The organism is Bacillus sp. FSL M7-1345 (genome assembly GCF_038006985.1).
Lineage (GTDB): Bacteria > Bacillota > Bacilli > Bacillales > Bacillaceae_G > Bacillus_A > Bacillus_A cereus_U.
This window is the reverse complement of record NZ_JBBOWG010000001.1, coordinates 2,120,562-2,137,930: the sequence shown is the minus strand read 5'-3', so window position 1 is coordinate 2,137,930 and position 17,369 is coordinate 2,120,562. Positions and strand designations below refer to the sequence as shown.

Here is a 17,369-nt window from a genome sequence, read left to right as displayed (position 1 = left end):
TTCAAATTGGTCTTTGTCTTTGCCTTTGTCTCTTTCTGGAAAGTGAATATTATAATGCTTTCTCCTCTTCTTATTGAAGAATTTTTTTATCATTTCTTATATATTACTCACACGGGGAATTACAAAGAGTCATTTTGTGAAAAATATATATGAAATAAAGTGAAACTTTAATCAGTGGGGGTTTTGTTCATCCCCCACTGATTATTAGCCTTCACCAATCGGGCATTTACGGGCAGTTGATCTCCCACCTAACTTCTTTGCTCCAACTGAATTTTGAGGTGGAAGTTTTACTGCCCGTTAATGCGGGATAAATTATGAAAATCATTATTCTCGCCCTCTTTCCTTTTGCCATAATCAGCATTAATTGTTTAATAAATTTCCACTTTGTGCTTTTCAACATATTTTTCCTTAACGAAACTTTGTTATCCCCTTCTTAAAAAGCTATAAAACGTCAACAATGTTTGTATAGACCCACACGAGTTTCGTTTGATACTCTATGTATAGAAAGAAACTCCTTGTAGAAAGGCGAGTGATTAAAATGGATTCTCTTTCTCATAAAGAAGCTGATAAAGGTGCTATTGTCAGCGTTATAGCCTACATATTTTTATCCTCTTTGAAAATCATCATCAGTTATATTACCCTCTCTAGCGCATTACGTGCTGACGGTTTGAATAACTTAACGGATATTGGTGCTTCTTTAGCAATATTAATTGGCCTAAAAATTTCTCGTAAGCCTCGTGACCCAGATCATCCATATGGGCATTCGCGTGCAGAACAAATCGCATCACTTGTTGCTTCCTTTATTATGGCAACGGTCGGATTAGAAGTTGTGATTAGTGCAATTCAATCGTTTTTAAATCCGAAACAAGCAGCGCCTAATGTACTCGCTGCGTGGGTTGCTTTATTTTCTGCCGTCGTAATGTATTTCGTATATAAATATACGAAAAAGATTGCGATTCAAACAAAGAGTAAGTCGTTAGAAGCCGCTGCAAAAGATAATTTATCAGATGCTCTCGTAAGTATTGGTACAGTAATAGGTATTGTCGGAGCACAGTTCAAAATGCCTATTTTAGACCCTATCGCTGCTTTAATTGTCGGTTTTATTATTTGTAAGACTGCATGGGAAATTTTCGTAGAAGCTTCTCATATGCTAACGGATGGAATCGATCCTGAGAAAATGGATGAATATGCTGATGCTATCGAGCATATTTCAGGTGTGGAACATATTGTAGATATTCGCGCTCGTATGTATGGGAATCAAACGTATGTAGATATTACAATTGAAGTAGATGCTCGAATGGATGTTAGCGAAAGCCATTGTATTACTGACAATATTGAAGATATGCTTCGAAAGAAATTCGGAATTTACCATGCTCATATTCATGTGGAGCCTATGCAAAAAGAACCTATTATGACATAGGTTCTTTTTTAATGAACGCCTTATGAAATATAACACATAAAACGAGCCAGCTACCGCCCGCTGCCCATCCGGCTAATATGTCAGATGGATAGTGCACGCCAAGATAAATTCGGCTAACTGAAATAGATAATACAACGAAGCTTGCTATAAAAATAAGCAGCAACTTTTTATGCAATGAAATACGATCTTCTGTAATTGTGACGTATGCAATAAATCCTAAAAAAGCAGTAGCGTTCATCGTATGACCGCTCGGAAAGCTATATCCAGTTGCTGTAACAAGCTGCGTCACATCAGGTCTTGCTCGTTCGTACCATAGTTTGAGCATACTGTTCAAATAACGTGATCCGTAATAATTAATTGTTAGAAGTAATGCACTTAATATTTTTTTTCTAAGAAGAAAATACATTACAAGTATAATGAGTAACGGGAAATATATTCTTTTTGAACCGATAAAGGATACCCAAGTAAAATAGGTTGTCAAATAATCGTTTCGGAAACTTTGAATAAAGTGTGCGACTACATTATCAAATTTTTCAATACAAGCGGTATGATACGAAAGTGATAGTGCGACAAAACAAATGAGTAGTGTACAACTTAACAAGTATAAATGTCGGTATCGTTTCACATACATAACCTCACTATGCAAAAAAATGGAGCGGTTGTTTTAGTTTTCCTCTCCATTTCTTTTTTATGCATAGTTTATTAAAAAATATTATTGTTAATTTTTTGCTGCATCGTTGGAATATCTTCGTTTGTTACTGTAAAGCGAATAACCTTCTCATCAAGATCAAGCGCTTCTGCGAATAAACCAGCCAATCCACGTGATTTTCTATCTACTTCCATAATGATTTCTAATCGGTCGTGGGCACTTGGCAAAATTAATAATTCTAATTCATCTAATTTCCCATAATACTCTCCAGAAACTGGAATAAACTCAAATTCTTGCGCGAATGGAACTTGCTTACGTAATCGATACGGTAATTCTTCGCATTCTATATGACGCGCTTTAAAACCTAATTGATTTACACTAGCTAATACACTGTTCAATAGCGCATTCGGCAATACTTGAATATAATCACGGTCACTTGGATCAATACTACGTTTAATATCAAGACCTGTATGAACCCAAACCGTTTTCATTCCAAGTGTTAGTGGTGCTTCAATTGGCATTAAAAACGAAAATGGAATTTCCACTTTTTCATTTGGCTCTACAGAAAATGGATCTGTTAAACGAACTCGCTCTAAATCATACGATGCAGTTACTTTTTTATCATCCACTTCTCTTACATATGACGTCGACAACGTTAAGTAAATGCTTTCAATTTCTTGGCTAACTGAACCTCCAGTTATATGAACCTTCCCTACTATCTCTTCTCCAACTGTATACTCATCTCTTTCAAGAACAGTATCTACTTTTGCACTTCCAATTCCAACGCTTGCTAAAAACTTTTGAAACATGGGGTCTCCATCCTTTCTAAAGCGTAAGCTACATCTTTTTTCAAATCTTGTACATTTTCATAGTATGGCGCTTTCATTTGTAACATTCGCATTAGCATGTCGCGATTATATTCTTCCAGCACTAACTCTTCATACCAAGGTTTTTCCTTTTTTTCAGTCGATTCATAACCAGCATACAATAAAAATAATACGAAATGACCGAGCGCATAAAAGTCGCTACGAAAGTGAACTTCTCGCATCAAAGCTTGTTCACCTTCATAAGTTATAGCTCGCTCATCACCCTCACCTTTCAATTTAGCCAATCCAAAATCAATAATACTAATCTGATTTTCTTTCATTAATATGTTTGGAATACGTAAATCTCGGTGAATGATACCTTTACTATGAAAATACGAAACAATTCCTAGTACTTCATATAAAATTTCAAAAACTTCACGTTCATCATATACTTGCCCATCTAAGAAAATATGATCTTCGAAATTTTCCCCCGGCATATACTCCATCACAAAAAAGTTCTTTTTCTCCCATATGAAATGATCATGTAGATTAGGAATTGACGCATGATTTAATGTTTGTAAAATCACTTTCTCTTGCTCAAATGATTTTCTACCAGACTCATATCTTTGTTTACTTTGCCTTAATTGTTTTAAGACTTTATATTTATTTATTTGTAAATCATTAACGACATATGTAACCCCATAACTGCCCATTCCAATTACTGATTCAATCTTATAACGCTCTGCAACGATTGTATTTTTTCGCAGTGGTCTATCAAATAAAGCTAGTATACGACGCCATTTCATCAGCTACTTGAAAAGAAGCTACGGCTTTTACGTTTTCTTTTATAATGCTGATGCCCATAACCAGATGAACGTCGTTTATTATCGCTACTTGAATACGAGCGCCCTCTATGACGATAATCACTACTTGAATACGAACGATGTTTTTTCTTTCCTAATAAAGAATCAATAATTTTTTTGAACATCCCTTCACCTCTTGTATAAAATTTTCTTTTAATTATACCAACAATTCTTGTCTATATTTGTGACAAGTTTGTAAAGAGTAAAAAACGACGAGTTAAGCCCGCCGTTACTTTCAATCTTCCTCTTCATCAAAAACTTCATCAATCATGCATTTCTCTAATAAATACTCAAATGTAATATCTGCCAGGTCCTCAATTTCTTCTCTTTTTGGAACGTACCCTCTTTCAATTAGTCGCTCATAAAAAAACTCCGCAATCTCTTCCGTGTCAATTACGACTTCAATTTCCTTCATGAGCATCACTCCTTTATTTCTGTTTTATGAAAAAATCTCAAAATTATGTATATGAGATTAGAAAAATAGTTTTTTCTTTTTTATAAGTCATATCATGTAGATAAAGGGCATACGATGTTAGTACAAGCTATCCAAAGGGGGAAATAATAATGGAATACCAATACGAAGTAGAGCAAACAAAAGAAGAGTTCATGCATGAAGATCAATGGGCAGACTCTCTTATTAAATGGCTTTTTATTTTTTTAATAATTGTAGGCATACCTTATACTGCATATGTTGTTGTTCAATTTATTCTCTCTTTCTAGTTAACTATTTTTTCTCTGTCAATTTAACTAAATAATTTTGAACAACATCCATAACAATTTTATATTCTTCATCTTTAAATGTATCGAATAATAAATGATAATCATTATAAATATCTAATAACCCATCAATAATTTCTTGGCGATTCGTCTTTACACTTACTTTTTTCGAATTGTTAATTGACTTCAATTTTCCTAAATCCAATTTATTCATACCAGCTTTATCTTGTTTCATTTTCTTCAAAATTGCATTTGCCGTTTGTGCATTGGCAAGTAATGTTAAATCAGATTCATCAGCTTCTAACCATTCACCATCAGTAATTCGTGACAATTCATATATAGTATCTTCCCATGCATCATTTTTATATCTCCATACTTCTGTACGAAAACCAACAATACGAAAAACATCTTTATCATATCCAGTTACTTGCACGAGATCACCAAACGTAAAGTTATAATTTAATTCAATCCACTCTGTGTCGCCCTTTTTCATTTCTTGCTCTGTTACATGCTGTAAAGTTTGCTCAACGTAAAACCCATCGTGATTATTTACTTCGTATACGTAAACTCCATCTAAAATCTTCATATTTGTAATTTTTCCAACGGTTCCATATAGCGTAATCACGACTATGTCCCCTACGTTATATTTAGGTTGTTTTTTCCTTGCCATCTATATCTCTCCTTTTTTAAACGTCGTGATTTTGATAACAGTATATGCAACCTACATAAAAACGCTTATCACAGAAGCTTATATTCATAAATTTTTTCAATAAAAAAGTAGAATTTGTATATAACTCAAAAAAACTAGTATTTAAAATAGCTTTCACTTTTCATTTATGTTCTAACAGCAAGACGTATTGTAAATAAAAAAACATAATGAATACTTCACTTCTTTCAAAGTAATGTATTCATTATGTTTTCATTTTCCTAAAACTTCATATCGTTATCTCTCTTGTATATATAAATCCCATGCATCATCAAATATAGACATACTTTCTAGCATTCCACTTAACTCTAAGTATGAACTAATTACATCATAGTCTTCAGATTGCTTCGGAAAACTTAAATCATCATACATCGCCTCTGCTAAATCTGATATTTCATTTTTAAATAAAGCTGCACGGTGCTTCATCATATAATGGTAAAATGTCTTTTTCAAAAATATTCCCTACCTTTCTAACTTGGGTACATTATACAAGGCAAAAAAGAAAAAAACCAGCATAAAAGCTGGTTAAAAGTCGAAATAATTCCTTTTTAATAAACGTGGTCTTCCCATCAACTCTTCGTATGTTAGTTGTTTTGGCAAATCTTTCGTATAAATTAAAAACAACTGATCTTCAATTTCTTTTACAGTATGGTCTGCTTGATAGTCCATTCCACATGAGGAACAAGTAATACATGGTGTCTCTTGGATTTCAATGGCTTTCGTACCATCTGGTAATTCCCAATATACAGTATTCAAGCTTTCTTTCGCTTCTGTACTGTCACACCACATACAATTCATACTACGTCACCCTCATTTTTTTTGTCATCATCTAACTTTGCTATTTGTGCTTGATATTTTTTATCTTTTAATTGATCACGCTTATCACGTTTATCTTTTAAAGAAGCATGCGTTTCATTGACTTCATAATCTTTACGGCGATTCATACGTTGTAAATCATCTGGAACAAGATTAAATTTCTTATCACTCATCAATCCTGCAACGCCGATATCAGAACGTTTCTCTTCATAAGTCGGATAAATTTCTTTAAAGTAGCCTTCTGCTCTTCCTGGGATATAGTTTTCTGGTTCTGGATACGTTGTAATAACCCCTTCAAAGTTACGAAGAACAACTTTATCCGCACTTTGTGAAATTAAATAGTTTGGCTGAAGCGCAATTTTTCCGCCTCCGCCCGGTGCATCGACAACGAAAGTTGGTACTGCATAACCAGACGTATGTCCACGTAAGCCTTCAATAATTTCAAGACCTTTCGAAACTGGTGCACGGAAATGACCGATACCTTCTGATAAATCACATTGATAAATGTAATATGGACGAACACGAATTTTCACTAAATCATGCATAAGTTTTTTCATAATTGGAACGCTGTCATTAATTCCAGCTAAAATTACAGCTTGGTTTCCAATTGGAACACCTGCATTCGCAAGCATTTCACATGCTAGTTTCGATTCTTCTGTAATCTCAATAGAAGTGTTAAAATGCGTATTTAACCATACTGGATGGTATTTTTTAATAATGTTACACAGGTTTTCTGTAATACGCTGCGGGAATACAACTGGTGCTCTCGTTCCGATACGAATAATCTCGACATGCGGGATTGCTCGTAAATTCTTTAATACATATTCTAAAATTTTATCATTAATTAGAAGTCCATCACCGCCAGAAATTAAAACGTCACGTACTTGTGGTGTTTCACTAATATAAGCAATCGCATCATCTAATTGCTTTTTCGGTACGCCCATTCCAATTTGTCCACTAAAACGACGACGTGTACAGTAACGACAATACATAGAACATTGATTCGTTACTAAAAATAGTACGCGGTCTGGATAGCGATGCGTTAATCCTGGAACTGGTGAATCTTCATCTTCATGAAGAGGATCTTCTAAATCATATTTTGTTTTATATAACTCTTCCGAAATCGGTACTGATTGCATCCGAATCGGACAGCGTGGGTCATCAGGATTCATTAGCCAAGCATAGTACGGTGTAATGTTTAACGGGATCGTTTTCGTTGAAATTTTAACACCTTCTTCTTCTTCAGGTGTTAAGTTAATTATTTTCTTTAAATCATCTAAAGTTTTGATCGTATTCGTTAATTGCCAAACCCAATCATTCCATTGTTCTTCTGTAACATCTTTCCATAATTCAATATCCTTCCAGTGACGATTTGGTTTGTATACATCATGTAACATTGCTATTCCCCCTTTTTATACGCTCATCCTTTATATAAGCAATAATTATGCCAACTTCATATACTTGATAAGTAAATGCGAGAAATACCCTATTATATAAGAGAATAAATATTTTTAAGTACTGTACTAAAACGATATTTACTATCATATTCATTACTTGTTATATATGTAAACGCTCTTTTATTGGTGCAAACACACAAAAACCGCCGATTATTCGGCGGTTTTGTCGTACTTGCTCAGTTTATATTGAAGCGTTTGACGCGGAATACCTAATATTTTTGCTGCTTGCAAAATATTCCCTTCCGTTTCAATTAATGCTTGATCTATTAATTCCTTTTCCGTTTGATGAAGAGCTTCCCTAAGTGGTAATATACTTTTCTTCTTCGGAAGTTTCTCTTTCCGAAATGTTCGTGGTAAGCAATTTGCTGTTAACGAATTCCCTTCCGTAATAATGACAGCATGTTCAATCGTATGTTTTAACTCACGAACATTTCCAGGCCATTGATAAGCTTGTAATCTTTCTTTCGCTTCCTTATCAATTTGAAGTACACCTTTTTTATAACTTTTATTATATTCTTTCAAAAAGTAAGACGCTAATAACAGTACATCCTCAGTTCTTTCGCGAAGCGGCGGAATATATAATGAAAACACATTTAATCGATAGTATAAATCAGTGCGAATTTTATTTTCTCTTAAACATACTTCTGGAGGCTGATTCATTGCAGTAATAACGCGAACATCTACTTTTCTCGTCTTATTATCACCAATGCGACGAATAACTCCATCTTCTAATACACGTAGCATCTTCGCTTGTAAATCGAGTGGCATTGAATTAAGTTCATCTAAAAACAATGTTCCTCCATCTACAAGTTCAAATAATCCCGCTCGTTCAATTGCCCCTGTATAGCTTCCTTTTGTAGTTCCAAACAATAAACTTTCTAATAGCGACTCTGGCAAAGCTGCGCAGTTTTGTGCAATAAATGGCTTGTTTTTCCGTTTAGAAGCTTCATGAATTGCTTGCACAAATAGCTCTTTCCCTGTTCCTGTTTCACCATATATTAAAACATTTGCATCTGTTGGGGCTACTTTTTGAGCTAACTCTTTCGTCTGTTTAAAGCGGGAATCATTTGTTACAATTGTCTCGAATGCAACATGCTTTTTTACCATTTTTTTGCTAGTCGACCGTTTTATTTTCGATTGTAAATCTACGATTGTGTCAGTAAGCGTTTGAATTGTAGAATAATCTTTCGCAATTTCAACAGCACCGGCAATATTTCCATCTATAAAAATAGGTAGCGTCGTATTTACCGTACAAACGTCTTCCCCATTTAAATTTTGATAATGCTGAACTTGATGTACAATCGGTTTTTTCGTATGTAACACTTTCATTAGTGTACTCGTTTCCCTAGATAATGAAGGGAATGCTTCTAATAAATGTTTTCCTAGCACATTCTCAATTTTCGATCCATCATGTTTTGCAGCAACTGTATTATAAAAAATTGTAATACCATTTTCATCCACTGCATGTATAGCCTCATCAATACTGCCCAAAATCGCTTCAATGACTTCTTGTGTCGAAACTGCTAGCAATGTCATTCCCCCTCTTGCCGAAAATCTGGCAAATGCATGCCGGATTTTCGGCATCCCTCTGTGCGATTATAAGCATGACGATTCCGTTCTATTATTTTGATGAAATTTATATATATTTCTATTGCTTATTTATGGTTAAATGAAACTTTAATCAGTGGGGCTTTATTCATCCCCACTGATTATTAACCCGACTCCCACCTAACTTCTTTGCTTTACAGCCGAATTTTGAGGCGGGAGTCTTACTGCTTTCGAATAGCTGGATAAATCTTTCACCCATATATTCATATCTTCCAACTTATCAAAAATGTAGCAATTATTCGCAAGCCTTCCCGTATATGTATAGCCTAATTGATGAAAGGCTGCATTCATACCGAAAGATAGCGAGCGAGCAATTGTATAAGAACAAAAAATAGATTTTTCTTGGAGCTCTTCCTCCAATTTAATTAACAGACTTTTCATGAAACCATGTTTTCGATATTCAGGTAATGTAGCACAATTCGTTAATTCTGCATTACCTTCTTTCACGTTCATTTCAGCAGATGCTGTACTAATAATTTTCCCCTCGAATTCATAAACATAGTAAATTGTATCGTCTTCCTTCATCGTCTGCTTTACATAACTCGCATCATTTAAAGGTGTCGGATAAACTTCAAATACTTTTCCAAAGACAATTGCTAATTCTTCCGCATCCTCTTCTGTCGCTTTTCTTAACACAAATTCCTCTGGGACTATTTTTTCTTTCACTTCTTTTGCTTTTACACCACTTAAAATGGTATCTTCCTCAGTCCAATGAATACTATTTCGTCTTTCATCATTATGATATTTCACGAAGAAGTGCGCATCGTGTCCTTGAAAATAATGAGGTATCGTTGCTTCCAGTAAGAAACCGAAAGAGAGCCATGTTGAAACATGCTCTCCCTTTCCTTTAATAATACATTTAGTGAAAGAATGTTTCTCTGCTAATTCATCGATTGTTTGTATAATACTTTCAACATTTCCTGTATAGTGATCAACTCTAACACGTTTATTAAAATAATCTAAAACCCCTTCTACTGTGTAATGCTTTGTCTGTTCACTAAAAGATTCATAGTATTTCATTTCTTCACCTCACACCAATCTAGTAATGTACATGCAATTATTTTTGCGGCAGCAATCATTTTATCAACTTCTATATATTCGTTTGGATAATGTGCTACTTTCGTCTCTCCTGGACCAAATACTATCGTTGGTACGTTAGCGATTTGTGTGAACAAACCTCCATCTGTTCCCCATGGCGAAGCTTCTATAATCGGTTCGTTCCCTTCGATTTCAACAAAGTTATGTTGAAGCGTTGTAATAAGTGGATGATTTTCTTCTAGTTCACCAGGAACCCATCTCGCTCCAAACCATTCTACTTCTACAGGATTTTTTATAAACCAACTATCCACTTCTTTTAATTCACCAATCCAGCCTTCAAACTCTTCTTTTGCTGCCTCTATAGTCTCATTCGGCGCAATACCACATCTTCCTTCTAAAATTAATGAATCGGGAACAGAACTTGGCCAGCTTCCCCCTTCAATTTTCCCAACGTTAATTGGAATCGGAATCGGAATCCCCTTAAATAACGGATCTGTAATTCGACCGTTTCTCTTCTCTTCTAATTTTCTCAAATGATCTACAACAAACATACTTTTTTCAATTGCACTTACTCCTTCATACCGTGTACCACCGTGTGCTGCTTTGCCTTTTATATGTAGACGAAACCACATTGACCCTTGTTGTTTCGGGAAAAACTTCATATTCGTCGGCTCAGGAATAATAACGCCATCTGCCTTATATCCTCGTAAAATAGCGGCTAATGTTCCTGCCCCACCGCTCTCTTCTTCTATTACACTTTGAAAATGTATATCACCTTTTAGTTCAATACCAGATTCAACAATCGCTTCCATCGCAAGCATAAGTGAGACATTGCCGCCTTTCATATCTGTTGTTCCACGTCCATATATGCGGTTTCCTATTTTCTCTCCACTGTATGGATGATGATCCCACTGATTTACATCCCCTTCTGGCACGACATCAATATGCCCGTTCAAAATCATAGATTTCCCTTCGCCACTTCCTTTTAAAGTCGCTACAATGTTCGGGCTATCTGTAAAACTTGTACGAGGTGATACGAAATAAGGGTGATCGTTCATTTCATTAAAAGCAGGCTCCCAAATATCAAGGTCTAGACCTAACTCACGCAACTTTTCAATAACAATTGCCTGCGCACCACTTTCATCACCAGATACGCTCTTTTCTTGAATTAATCGTGTTAAAAATTTTACGCTCTCTTCTTCATGACTCTCAATATAATCACAAACTTGTTTTTTTAATTGCTCCATATATTACAACTCCCCTCATTCAATTACTAGTAAATTTGAGCTTATATGAAAATCAGCTGTCGTATGTCGTTTTACATCTTCTACAGTGTACGGACTCATTAATTCTTGTAAGACAAGTCCTCTTGGAGTCACTTCCATGACAGCCATGTCTGTAATAATTAAATCTACACATTTTTTCGAGGTTAATGGCAATGTACATTCCGAAACAATCTTTGCATTTCCGTATTTATCAACATGATTCATCACAACAACGACCCGCTTCGCTTTTTGCGCTAAATCCATCGCTCCTCCAATACCTGGAACACGTTTTCCTGGTACAATCCAGTTCGCTAAATCACCATTTTCACTTACTTGTAACGAACCAAGTATCGTAACATCAAGTAATCCTTTTCGAATCATGCCAAATGCCATGCAGCTATCAAAATAACTTGCTCCTGTAATGAGAGATGTTGGTAAACCGGCTGCGTTACATAAATTCTCATCTTCATTCCCTTTACTTGGCGTTGGTCCCATACCAACAATACCGTTTTCCGCATGAAACATAACATTCATATCTTCTGGCAAATGATTCGGTACAAGCGATGGAATCCCAATACCTAAATTTACAAGCATACCATTTTGAATTTCTTTCGCTGCACGTCTTGCAATCTTATCTCTTACTTCTACGCCCATACCCATTTCCAATTCACTCCTTCCGATGGCACGATATAATTTACAAATACACCTGGGACGACAATTTCTTCTGGATCTAAACTTCCAAGTGGAACAATTTCTTCTGCTTCTACAATCGTTATGTCACCAGCCATAGCTACGTGTGGATTCATATTACGAGCGCTTTTATCAAATACAAGATTGCCAAACGGATCCGCTTTTTTCGCATATACAATTGCGACTTCAGCCGTTAAAGCTGTTTCAACTAAATATGTCTTTCCATTCATTTCAACTGTTCGTTTTCCTTCTTCTACAATCGTATCAACACCAACATCAACTAAAATACCACCAAGCCCTACACCGCCAGCGCGAATACGCTCTGCGAGTGTTCCTTGCGGAGAGAATTCAATTTGCAATCTTCCTTCATTTAATTGTCTTCCCGCATTTGGATTTGACCCAATATGAGAAGTAACTAAAGATTTAACCCTTTCATTCGTAACAAGACGACCGATTCCTACATCAGGAAATCCAGTATCATTTCCTATTAAATTTAAATTTGTAATACCTTTATCTAAAACAGCTTGAATTAAAGATGGTGGGGATCCGATTCCTCCAAATCCCCCAAACATTAATGTCATATCATCATGGAACAAAGAAATTACTTCCTCTATTTCTTTTAATTTACCGAATGTATTTGTAATGGTTGTCATGCGATACTATGCCCTCCTTTTTGCATCATCTCTTCCACGCTCTGTACAAAAATTGAAAGTAATTCATCTAACTCGGAATATGTAGTTGTCATTGGTGGTGCAACAAGCAGTGCACTATCCTCTTTTCCTGCTTGCCCTGAAACAGCTTGGTATAAGAGCAGTCCATTTTTAGCAGCAACTGAAATAAGCTCTGATGCCTTTGTAAACGGTTGCAATTCTATTCCAATTAGCAACCCTTTTCCACGCACATCGGCAATGATTGTCGATTGTTGTTGAACTTTCTGCAAACCTTTTAACAAATACTCTCCCTTTTCTGCTGTTTTTTCAGGTAAATTATGTTTCTCCATATATTCAATAACAGCTAAAGCCGTTGCTGCAGACAATGGATTTGCACTAAGCGTATGTCCGCTCATTACAGAACGTGATCCATGTAAAATCGGCTCCATAACACGGTCACTTACAATTGTCGCTGCCATTGGTGTATAACCCGCTCCTAGCCCCTTACCAAGCGTCATAATATCCGGTTCTACACCCCAGTGCTCCATAGCAAACCATGCACCAGTACGACCAAGTCCAGTCATTACTTCATCCGCAATAAATAATATATCGTAATGACTACAAATATCTTTAATTACTTTATAGTATTCTTTCGGTGGGACAACCGCGCCTCCAGCAGCTCCGATAATCGGTTCAGCAATAAAAGCTGCAATATGCTCTGCACCAATTCGATCAATCGCTCTTTCTAGTTCAGTCGCACAAGAAAGTTGACATGTTGGATATACCTTTTGTACAGGACATCTGAAACAATATGGCGCTGGAATAGTCGGATAATCTTCCAAAATAGAAACGAAACGTTGTCTGCGCAGTGGATGCCCAGACATAGATAAAGCTCCCATTGTAATCCCGTGATAGCTCATCCACCGTGACAAAATTTTATGTTTCCCTTGAATGCCACGCTCCTGAAAATGCTGAATTGCGATTTTCATAGCTGTTTCATTTGCTTCCGTACCACTATTCACAAAAAAGCTCCAGTTCAAATCTCCTACACTTAAATCACTCAACTTCTTCGCTAATTTTTCGGCCGGTTCACTCGTAAACTGTGATCTATAAACGAACGCAATCTCCTCTGCCTGTTTTTTAATAACTTCCGCAATCTCTGTTACGCCATGTCCAATACCTGCCGTAATCGCTCCTGACGAACCATCAAAATATTTATTTCCGTTTTGATCATATAAATAAACACCTTTTCCATGTGAAATCATTGGATACGGCTGACCAACAAGTGGCTTAATTAAGTAATCGCGCATAGCGCTCCCCCATTTCTCCAATTTGTATATATATATGAAGAAAATTGACGTTTCTTTCATAAAAAAGAACCCTCTGCGAAAGCAGTGAATTTATCAAAAAACTATTATAAAATATACAAATGAGTGCTAAATATTAATTATAAAACAGAAAATTCAGAATCAAACACGAAGACCAATCCTTATCTTTACCCTTAAATACCCCTTCCTGATTTAAGATAACAATAAATCGAATATTTTTTCAACATAATATCAGCTCCCCTCAATTGCTGACATTGTGTAAACTTCGACGGAACTCCCGTTATTCTCCTTCCTATTATCCTACTTTATATTGCATATTTTCAAACAAAATTCGACATTTTACTTCGCCATATTTATCGTAACTATTACTTAACAAATAGTATCACCTGTTTAGAACAATAAAAAAAGAACCGATTAACCATATTAATCAGTTCGGCACGACGCTCTTTTATCGGTATTACCTTATCCAACGCATCACTAAAATTAATAGAAATACTCATAATGCAAATCCATAATTCGTCCCACAGCCTATTGCACCAAATCCTCCTCCCAATAACTATTGGGATATCCCCATCCCTAGGGTTCCACTCCTTCCATAAAAGTCAAACTACCTTTCCTTTATAATTTATGTAGGACAATTATCGATTTGTATGTGTGTTTGCCTATAAATAAAAAAATCCCCATTTTAACTTTTCCTTCTAGAAAGGTAAGTTTTTTGCATAACCTCTTTCTAGCTTCGCATATATTTGTAATGATGATAAAGGAGGAATGTTCATGACTCAATCCGAAATTGAAAAGTATGGACAAGAAGCTGCACGTTACGAACAGCTCGCTCGTTACTATCAATATAGCAATCCTAAAAGATATGTAGAACTCTATATGAAATACCATGATGCAATTACAAAACTTGTACAAGCATATGAAAAGAGAGATTCACAAGAAGCAACTTTACCGTCACATATGAGAATTTTTCACACAGCTCCCCATACACCAGCAGTTGATATTATAATAAACGGACAAAAGGTTATTAAAAATATTTCTTTTAAACAATTCAGTCCTTATTTATCATTAGTACAAGGTAAATACCGTATTGATATTGTCCCTGTCGGAAACGAAACTCCAATATTCTCAGCATTAGTACCAATAATGGGGAATCACGCTTATACCCTTGCAGCAGTCAATAGCGATAATCATCTCCAATTACAACCTATTCTTGATAATACTCATTTACCATCTGGTCAAGCAAAAATACGGTTTGCACATTTTTCACCAGACACTCCAGTAGTAAATGTAAATTTAAAAGATGGGGATCATTTATTTGAAAATGTACTCTTTAAACAAATAACAGATTTTTTACAAGTTAGCCCTGGTACAGCAGATATTGAAGTTTCACTTGCGGATACAAAAAAAGTACTATTAACCATTCCGAAATTCAACGTTGAACCAAATACAATTTACACAATTTCAATGGTAGGTTATTCAGCTGAGGATCCAAAATTAGAGACCGTTATACTTACAAATTAAAACAGTCTACACCATTCGTATGGTGTAGACTGTTTACTTGTGAAACGTAATTTGAAATTCTGTCCAATCGTTATTCGAACGACACAATATGGATCCATTATGTTTTTCTACAATTTGTTTACATACAAATAATCCGATACCAGTTCCTAGCTTTTTAGTAGTTACAAATGGCTCAAAAATAGTCTCTACATTTTCTGCTGGAATCATAGGTCCATTATTTTTTATAACAATGCGCACAGCCTGATCCTCTTCAAATACATCAATGATAATTTTCCGCTCTTCTTTCACCGATTCAAGAGCATCAATCGAATTCATTAAAATATTTAAAACTACTTGCCTCACTTCACTCCGGTAACCAACGAGTGGAATAGGATACGGCAAATTCTTTTCAATCAAAACATTTGCATTAACTAAACTTGGATATAAGAATTGTATAGTATCTTGAAATAAGTCATTTAGCCAAAAACGTTCCGATTCATTCCACATTTCTTTTTTCGATACAAGTAAAAATTGCGAAATCCTAAAATTCAATTGATCTAATTCATGTGAAATAATATCTAAATACGATAGATGAGGATGGTCTGTCTTCAATAGCTTGACAAATCCCATAATCGAAGTTAGCGGATTACGAAATTCATGCACAAAACTAGCCGACATTTGCCCTAGAATCGTAAGCCTTTCTTTATGTGTTTCATTTATATATTGCTGTTTTTCTTCTAAATTCCTCGATATAATTTCTGAGTATTTTAAAACGGTATAATAAATTAATTTGTCAAAACAAGTATGTATTTTGGCCATAATCGGTTTCAATTCACGGGCGCTTACATCCAATTCGCACATTGCTTCAAAAAGTTCATTTCTTCCCACATTTGCATTGTAAACAAAATCTCCAATATTCGCATCTGCACCTGCACGCTCAATAGCCATTTTCTCACATAATGGCTGAAGATAATTAATGTCTTTATCTTCCATAATAAGTTCGATAATTAACTCTAATAAATTTTCTCCATTTTGAACAACTTCTTGTTTAAATGGATCTTTTTCGGAAATTATCATTTTGTTTTTCCAGTTCTCTACGAATTGGTGCCTGTTGTTTTTCAAGTGCGAACAAAATACTTCTTTAATATCCTTATCGATTGGAAAAACCTCCATTCCCTCCATTTCCATACGACGAATACCCTTTATATTTTGAATATTAACACAAAAAATACATTTCGTTAATAGATTTTTGTCACATTTTGTTAATTTCTGTTGATAAAATTTATTTTTCCTTTCTTATTTAAATAAGTTGTATTCATATATCCCTTTTCCCTTCTCATTTTTTAAATTATTTTCCTGTTCAAAACTACTTTTTTTGCATCCTTTTTAATTCTTGCGTACAATAAGAAGTGAAAGGTGTGAAAAATATGGTAAATAAAAATGTGGAAGACTATCTCCAAGAAGGCATATATGGCCAAAAGCAAAACAAACCAGAAGAACGTAATATGTACTTAACTACATTACGTGAGCGTGTAGAAATCGCTTTAACCATCGGTCAAGTAATGCAAAGTAATGTGTATACAGAAGTAACAGGTAGCATGCGTTCTTCTCAATCATTACAACTATTCCTAAATGGTAGCATTGCTTACCCACATTTATCAAAATACATTAAATTAGCAAATGAAAAAAATGTTCCTTTTACAATTGTTCAAAATAAAGGCACAGAAACACCAATCGGTTTAGTACTATCTCATAGCACTGCTGTAGATAAAGAACACATTTATGCCGAAGATGATATTTTCAAACAAGAAATGAAGTAAAATAAAAGGTACACTTGATTAAAAAAGTGTACT

At 35.1% G+C, this 17,369-nt stretch carries 20 protein-coding genes; 4 read left to right on the top strand and 16 right to left on the bottom strand.

Annotated features, from left to right (window positions below; translation table 11 throughout):
• The first annotated feature begins 538 nt into the window (after nt 1-538).
• Nucleotides 539-1,420 carry a cation diffusion facilitator family transporter gene (locus tag MHB76_RS11115; RefSeq protein ID WP_340986478.1) on the top strand — a complete coding sequence of 294 codons (882 nt, stop codon included), beginning with the start codon at nt 539-541 and terminating at the stop codon, nt 1,418-1,420.
• Here the strand turns inward: MHB76_RS11115 and MHB76_RS11110 are convergent.
• From MHB76_RS11110 to MHB76_RS11090, 5 genes are all read right to left on the bottom strand, one after another.
• A complete protein-coding gene (locus MHB76_RS11110; RefSeq protein ID WP_002157962.1) occupies nt 1,410-2,045 on the bottom strand; it encodes a phosphatase PAP2 family protein in 636 nt (211 codons plus the stop codon). The two genes, MHB76_RS11115 and MHB76_RS11110, sit on opposite strands and share 11 nt — an antisense overlap.
• A gap of 77 nt (nt 2,046-2,122) precedes the next feature.
• A complete protein-coding gene (locus MHB76_RS11105) occupies nt 2,123-2,878 on the bottom strand; it encodes a sporulation protein (RefSeq protein WP_002157963.1) in 756 nt (251 codons plus the stop codon).
• Nucleotides 2,860-3,681: a serine/threonine protein kinase gene (locus tag MHB76_RS11100; RefSeq protein ID WP_002012642.1), complete on the bottom strand. Its 822-nt coding sequence runs from the start codon at nt 3,679-3,681 to the stop codon at nt 2,860-2,862. The genes MHB76_RS11105 and MHB76_RS11100 overlap by 19 nt, the downstream gene beginning before the upstream one ends.
• The gene (locus MHB76_RS11095; protein ID WP_002141661.1) at nt 3,681-3,863 is read right to left on the bottom strand and encodes a hypothetical protein; all 183 of its coding nucleotides are present in this window, start codon (nt 3,861-3,863) and stop codon (nt 3,681-3,683) included. The genes MHB76_RS11100 and MHB76_RS11095 overlap by 1 nt, the downstream gene beginning before the upstream one ends.
• Nucleotides 3,864-3,973: 110 nt before the next feature.
• Nucleotides 3,974-4,153 carry a YozD family protein gene (locus tag MHB76_RS11090; protein ID WP_002012644.1) on the bottom strand — a complete coding sequence of 60 codons (180 nt, stop codon included), beginning with the start codon at nt 4,151-4,153 and terminating at the stop codon, nt 3,974-3,976.
• Between the two features lie 149 nt (nt 4,154-4,302).
• Between MHB76_RS11090 and MHB76_RS11085 the strand changes: the two genes are divergently transcribed.
• Complete coding sequence (locus MHB76_RS11085) at nt 4,303-4,458, top strand: DUF3930 family protein (protein ID WP_002018281.1); 156 nt, start codon at nt 4,303-4,305, stop codon at nt 4,456-4,458.
• A 4-nt stretch (nt 4,459-4,462) separates the two neighbouring features.
• On the opposite strand, the gene MHB76_RS11080 is transcribed toward MHB76_RS11085, so the two are convergent.
• From MHB76_RS11080 to MHB76_RS11035, 10 genes are all read right to left on the bottom strand, one after another.
• The gene (locus MHB76_RS11080; RefSeq protein WP_002119090.1) at nt 4,463-5,125 is read right to left on the bottom strand and encodes a hypothetical protein; all 663 of its coding nucleotides are present in this window, start codon (nt 5,123-5,125) and stop codon (nt 4,463-4,465) included.
• A gap of 273 nt (nt 5,126-5,398) precedes the next feature.
• On the bottom strand, nt 5,399-5,614 hold the full coding sequence (locus tag MHB76_RS11075; RefSeq protein WP_002085796.1) for a YozE family protein: 216 nt from the start codon (nt 5,612-5,614) through the stop codon (nt 5,399-5,401).
• 72 nt (nt 5,615-5,686) lie between these two features.
• Entirely contained in the window at nt 5,687-5,959 is a 273-nt protein-coding gene (locus MHB76_RS11070; RefSeq protein ID WP_002085797.1) for a YokU family protein, read from the bottom strand.
• Entirely contained in the window at nt 5,956-7,374 is a 1,419-nt protein-coding gene (ablA, locus tag MHB76_RS11065) for a lysine 2,3-aminomutase (RefSeq protein WP_002157965.1), read from the bottom strand. Before ablA ends, MHB76_RS11070 begins: the two co-directional genes overlap by 4 nt.
• Before the next feature lie 210 nt (nt 7,375-7,584).
• Nucleotides 7,585-8,970 (bottom strand): arginine utilization transcriptional regulator RocR, encoded by a 1,386-nt coding sequence (gene rocR / locus MHB76_RS11060; protein WP_088099037.1) that lies wholly within the window; start codon nt 8,968-8,970, stop codon nt 7,585-7,587.
• A gap of 192 nt (nt 8,971-9,162) precedes the next feature.
• Nucleotides 9,163-10,062 carry a putative beta-lysine N-acetyltransferase gene (gene ablB / locus MHB76_RS11055; protein ID WP_002200607.1) on the bottom strand — a complete coding sequence of 300 codons (900 nt, stop codon included), beginning with the start codon at nt 10,060-10,062 and terminating at the stop codon, nt 9,163-9,165.
• Complete coding sequence (locus MHB76_RS11050) at nt 10,059-11,327, bottom strand: peptidase (RefSeq protein ID WP_016104759.1); 1,269 nt, start codon at nt 11,325-11,327, stop codon at nt 10,059-10,061. Before MHB76_RS11050 ends, ablB begins: the two co-directional genes overlap by 4 nt.
• A gap of 15 nt (nt 11,328-11,342) precedes the next feature.
• A complete protein-coding gene (locus tag MHB76_RS11045) occupies nt 11,343-12,005 on the bottom strand; it encodes a CoA transferase subunit B (protein WP_002202118.1) in 663 nt (220 codons plus the stop codon).
• Nucleotides 11,990-12,688 carry an acetate CoA-transferase subunit alpha gene (atoD, locus tag MHB76_RS11040; RefSeq protein WP_002085805.1) on the bottom strand — a complete coding sequence of 233 codons (699 nt, stop codon included), beginning with the start codon at nt 12,686-12,688 and terminating at the stop codon, nt 11,990-11,992. The genes MHB76_RS11045 and atoD overlap by 16 nt, the downstream gene beginning before the upstream one ends.
• Nucleotides 12,685-13,995 carry an aspartate aminotransferase family protein gene (locus MHB76_RS11035; protein ID WP_002157971.1) on the bottom strand — a complete coding sequence of 437 codons (1,311 nt, stop codon included), beginning with the start codon at nt 13,993-13,995 and terminating at the stop codon, nt 12,685-12,687. Before MHB76_RS11035 ends, atoD begins: the two co-directional genes overlap by 4 nt.
• A gap of 792 nt (nt 13,996-14,787) precedes the next feature.
• Here MHB76_RS11035 and MHB76_RS11030 point away from each other — a divergent pair.
• Nucleotides 14,788-15,537: a DUF4397 domain-containing protein gene (locus MHB76_RS11030; protein WP_078174239.1), complete on the top strand. Its 750-nt coding sequence runs from the start codon at nt 14,788-14,790 to the stop codon at nt 15,535-15,537.
• Nucleotides 15,538-15,570: 33 nt separating this feature from the next.
• On the opposite strand, the gene MHB76_RS11025 is transcribed toward MHB76_RS11030, so the two are convergent.
• The gene (locus tag MHB76_RS11025) at nt 15,571-16,704 is read right to left on the bottom strand and encodes a BA2291 family sporulation histidine kinase (RefSeq protein ID WP_324287228.1); all 1,134 of its coding nucleotides are present in this window, start codon (nt 16,702-16,704) and stop codon (nt 15,571-15,573) included.
• 239 nt (nt 16,705-16,943) lie between these two features.
• On the opposite strand from MHB76_RS11025, the gene MHB76_RS11020 reads away from it, so the two are divergent.
• Complete coding sequence (locus tag MHB76_RS11020) at nt 16,944-17,336, top strand: YueI family protein (protein WP_002157973.1); 393 nt, start codon at nt 16,944-16,946, stop codon at nt 17,334-17,336.
• Nucleotides 17,337-17,369 lie beyond the last annotated feature (33 nt).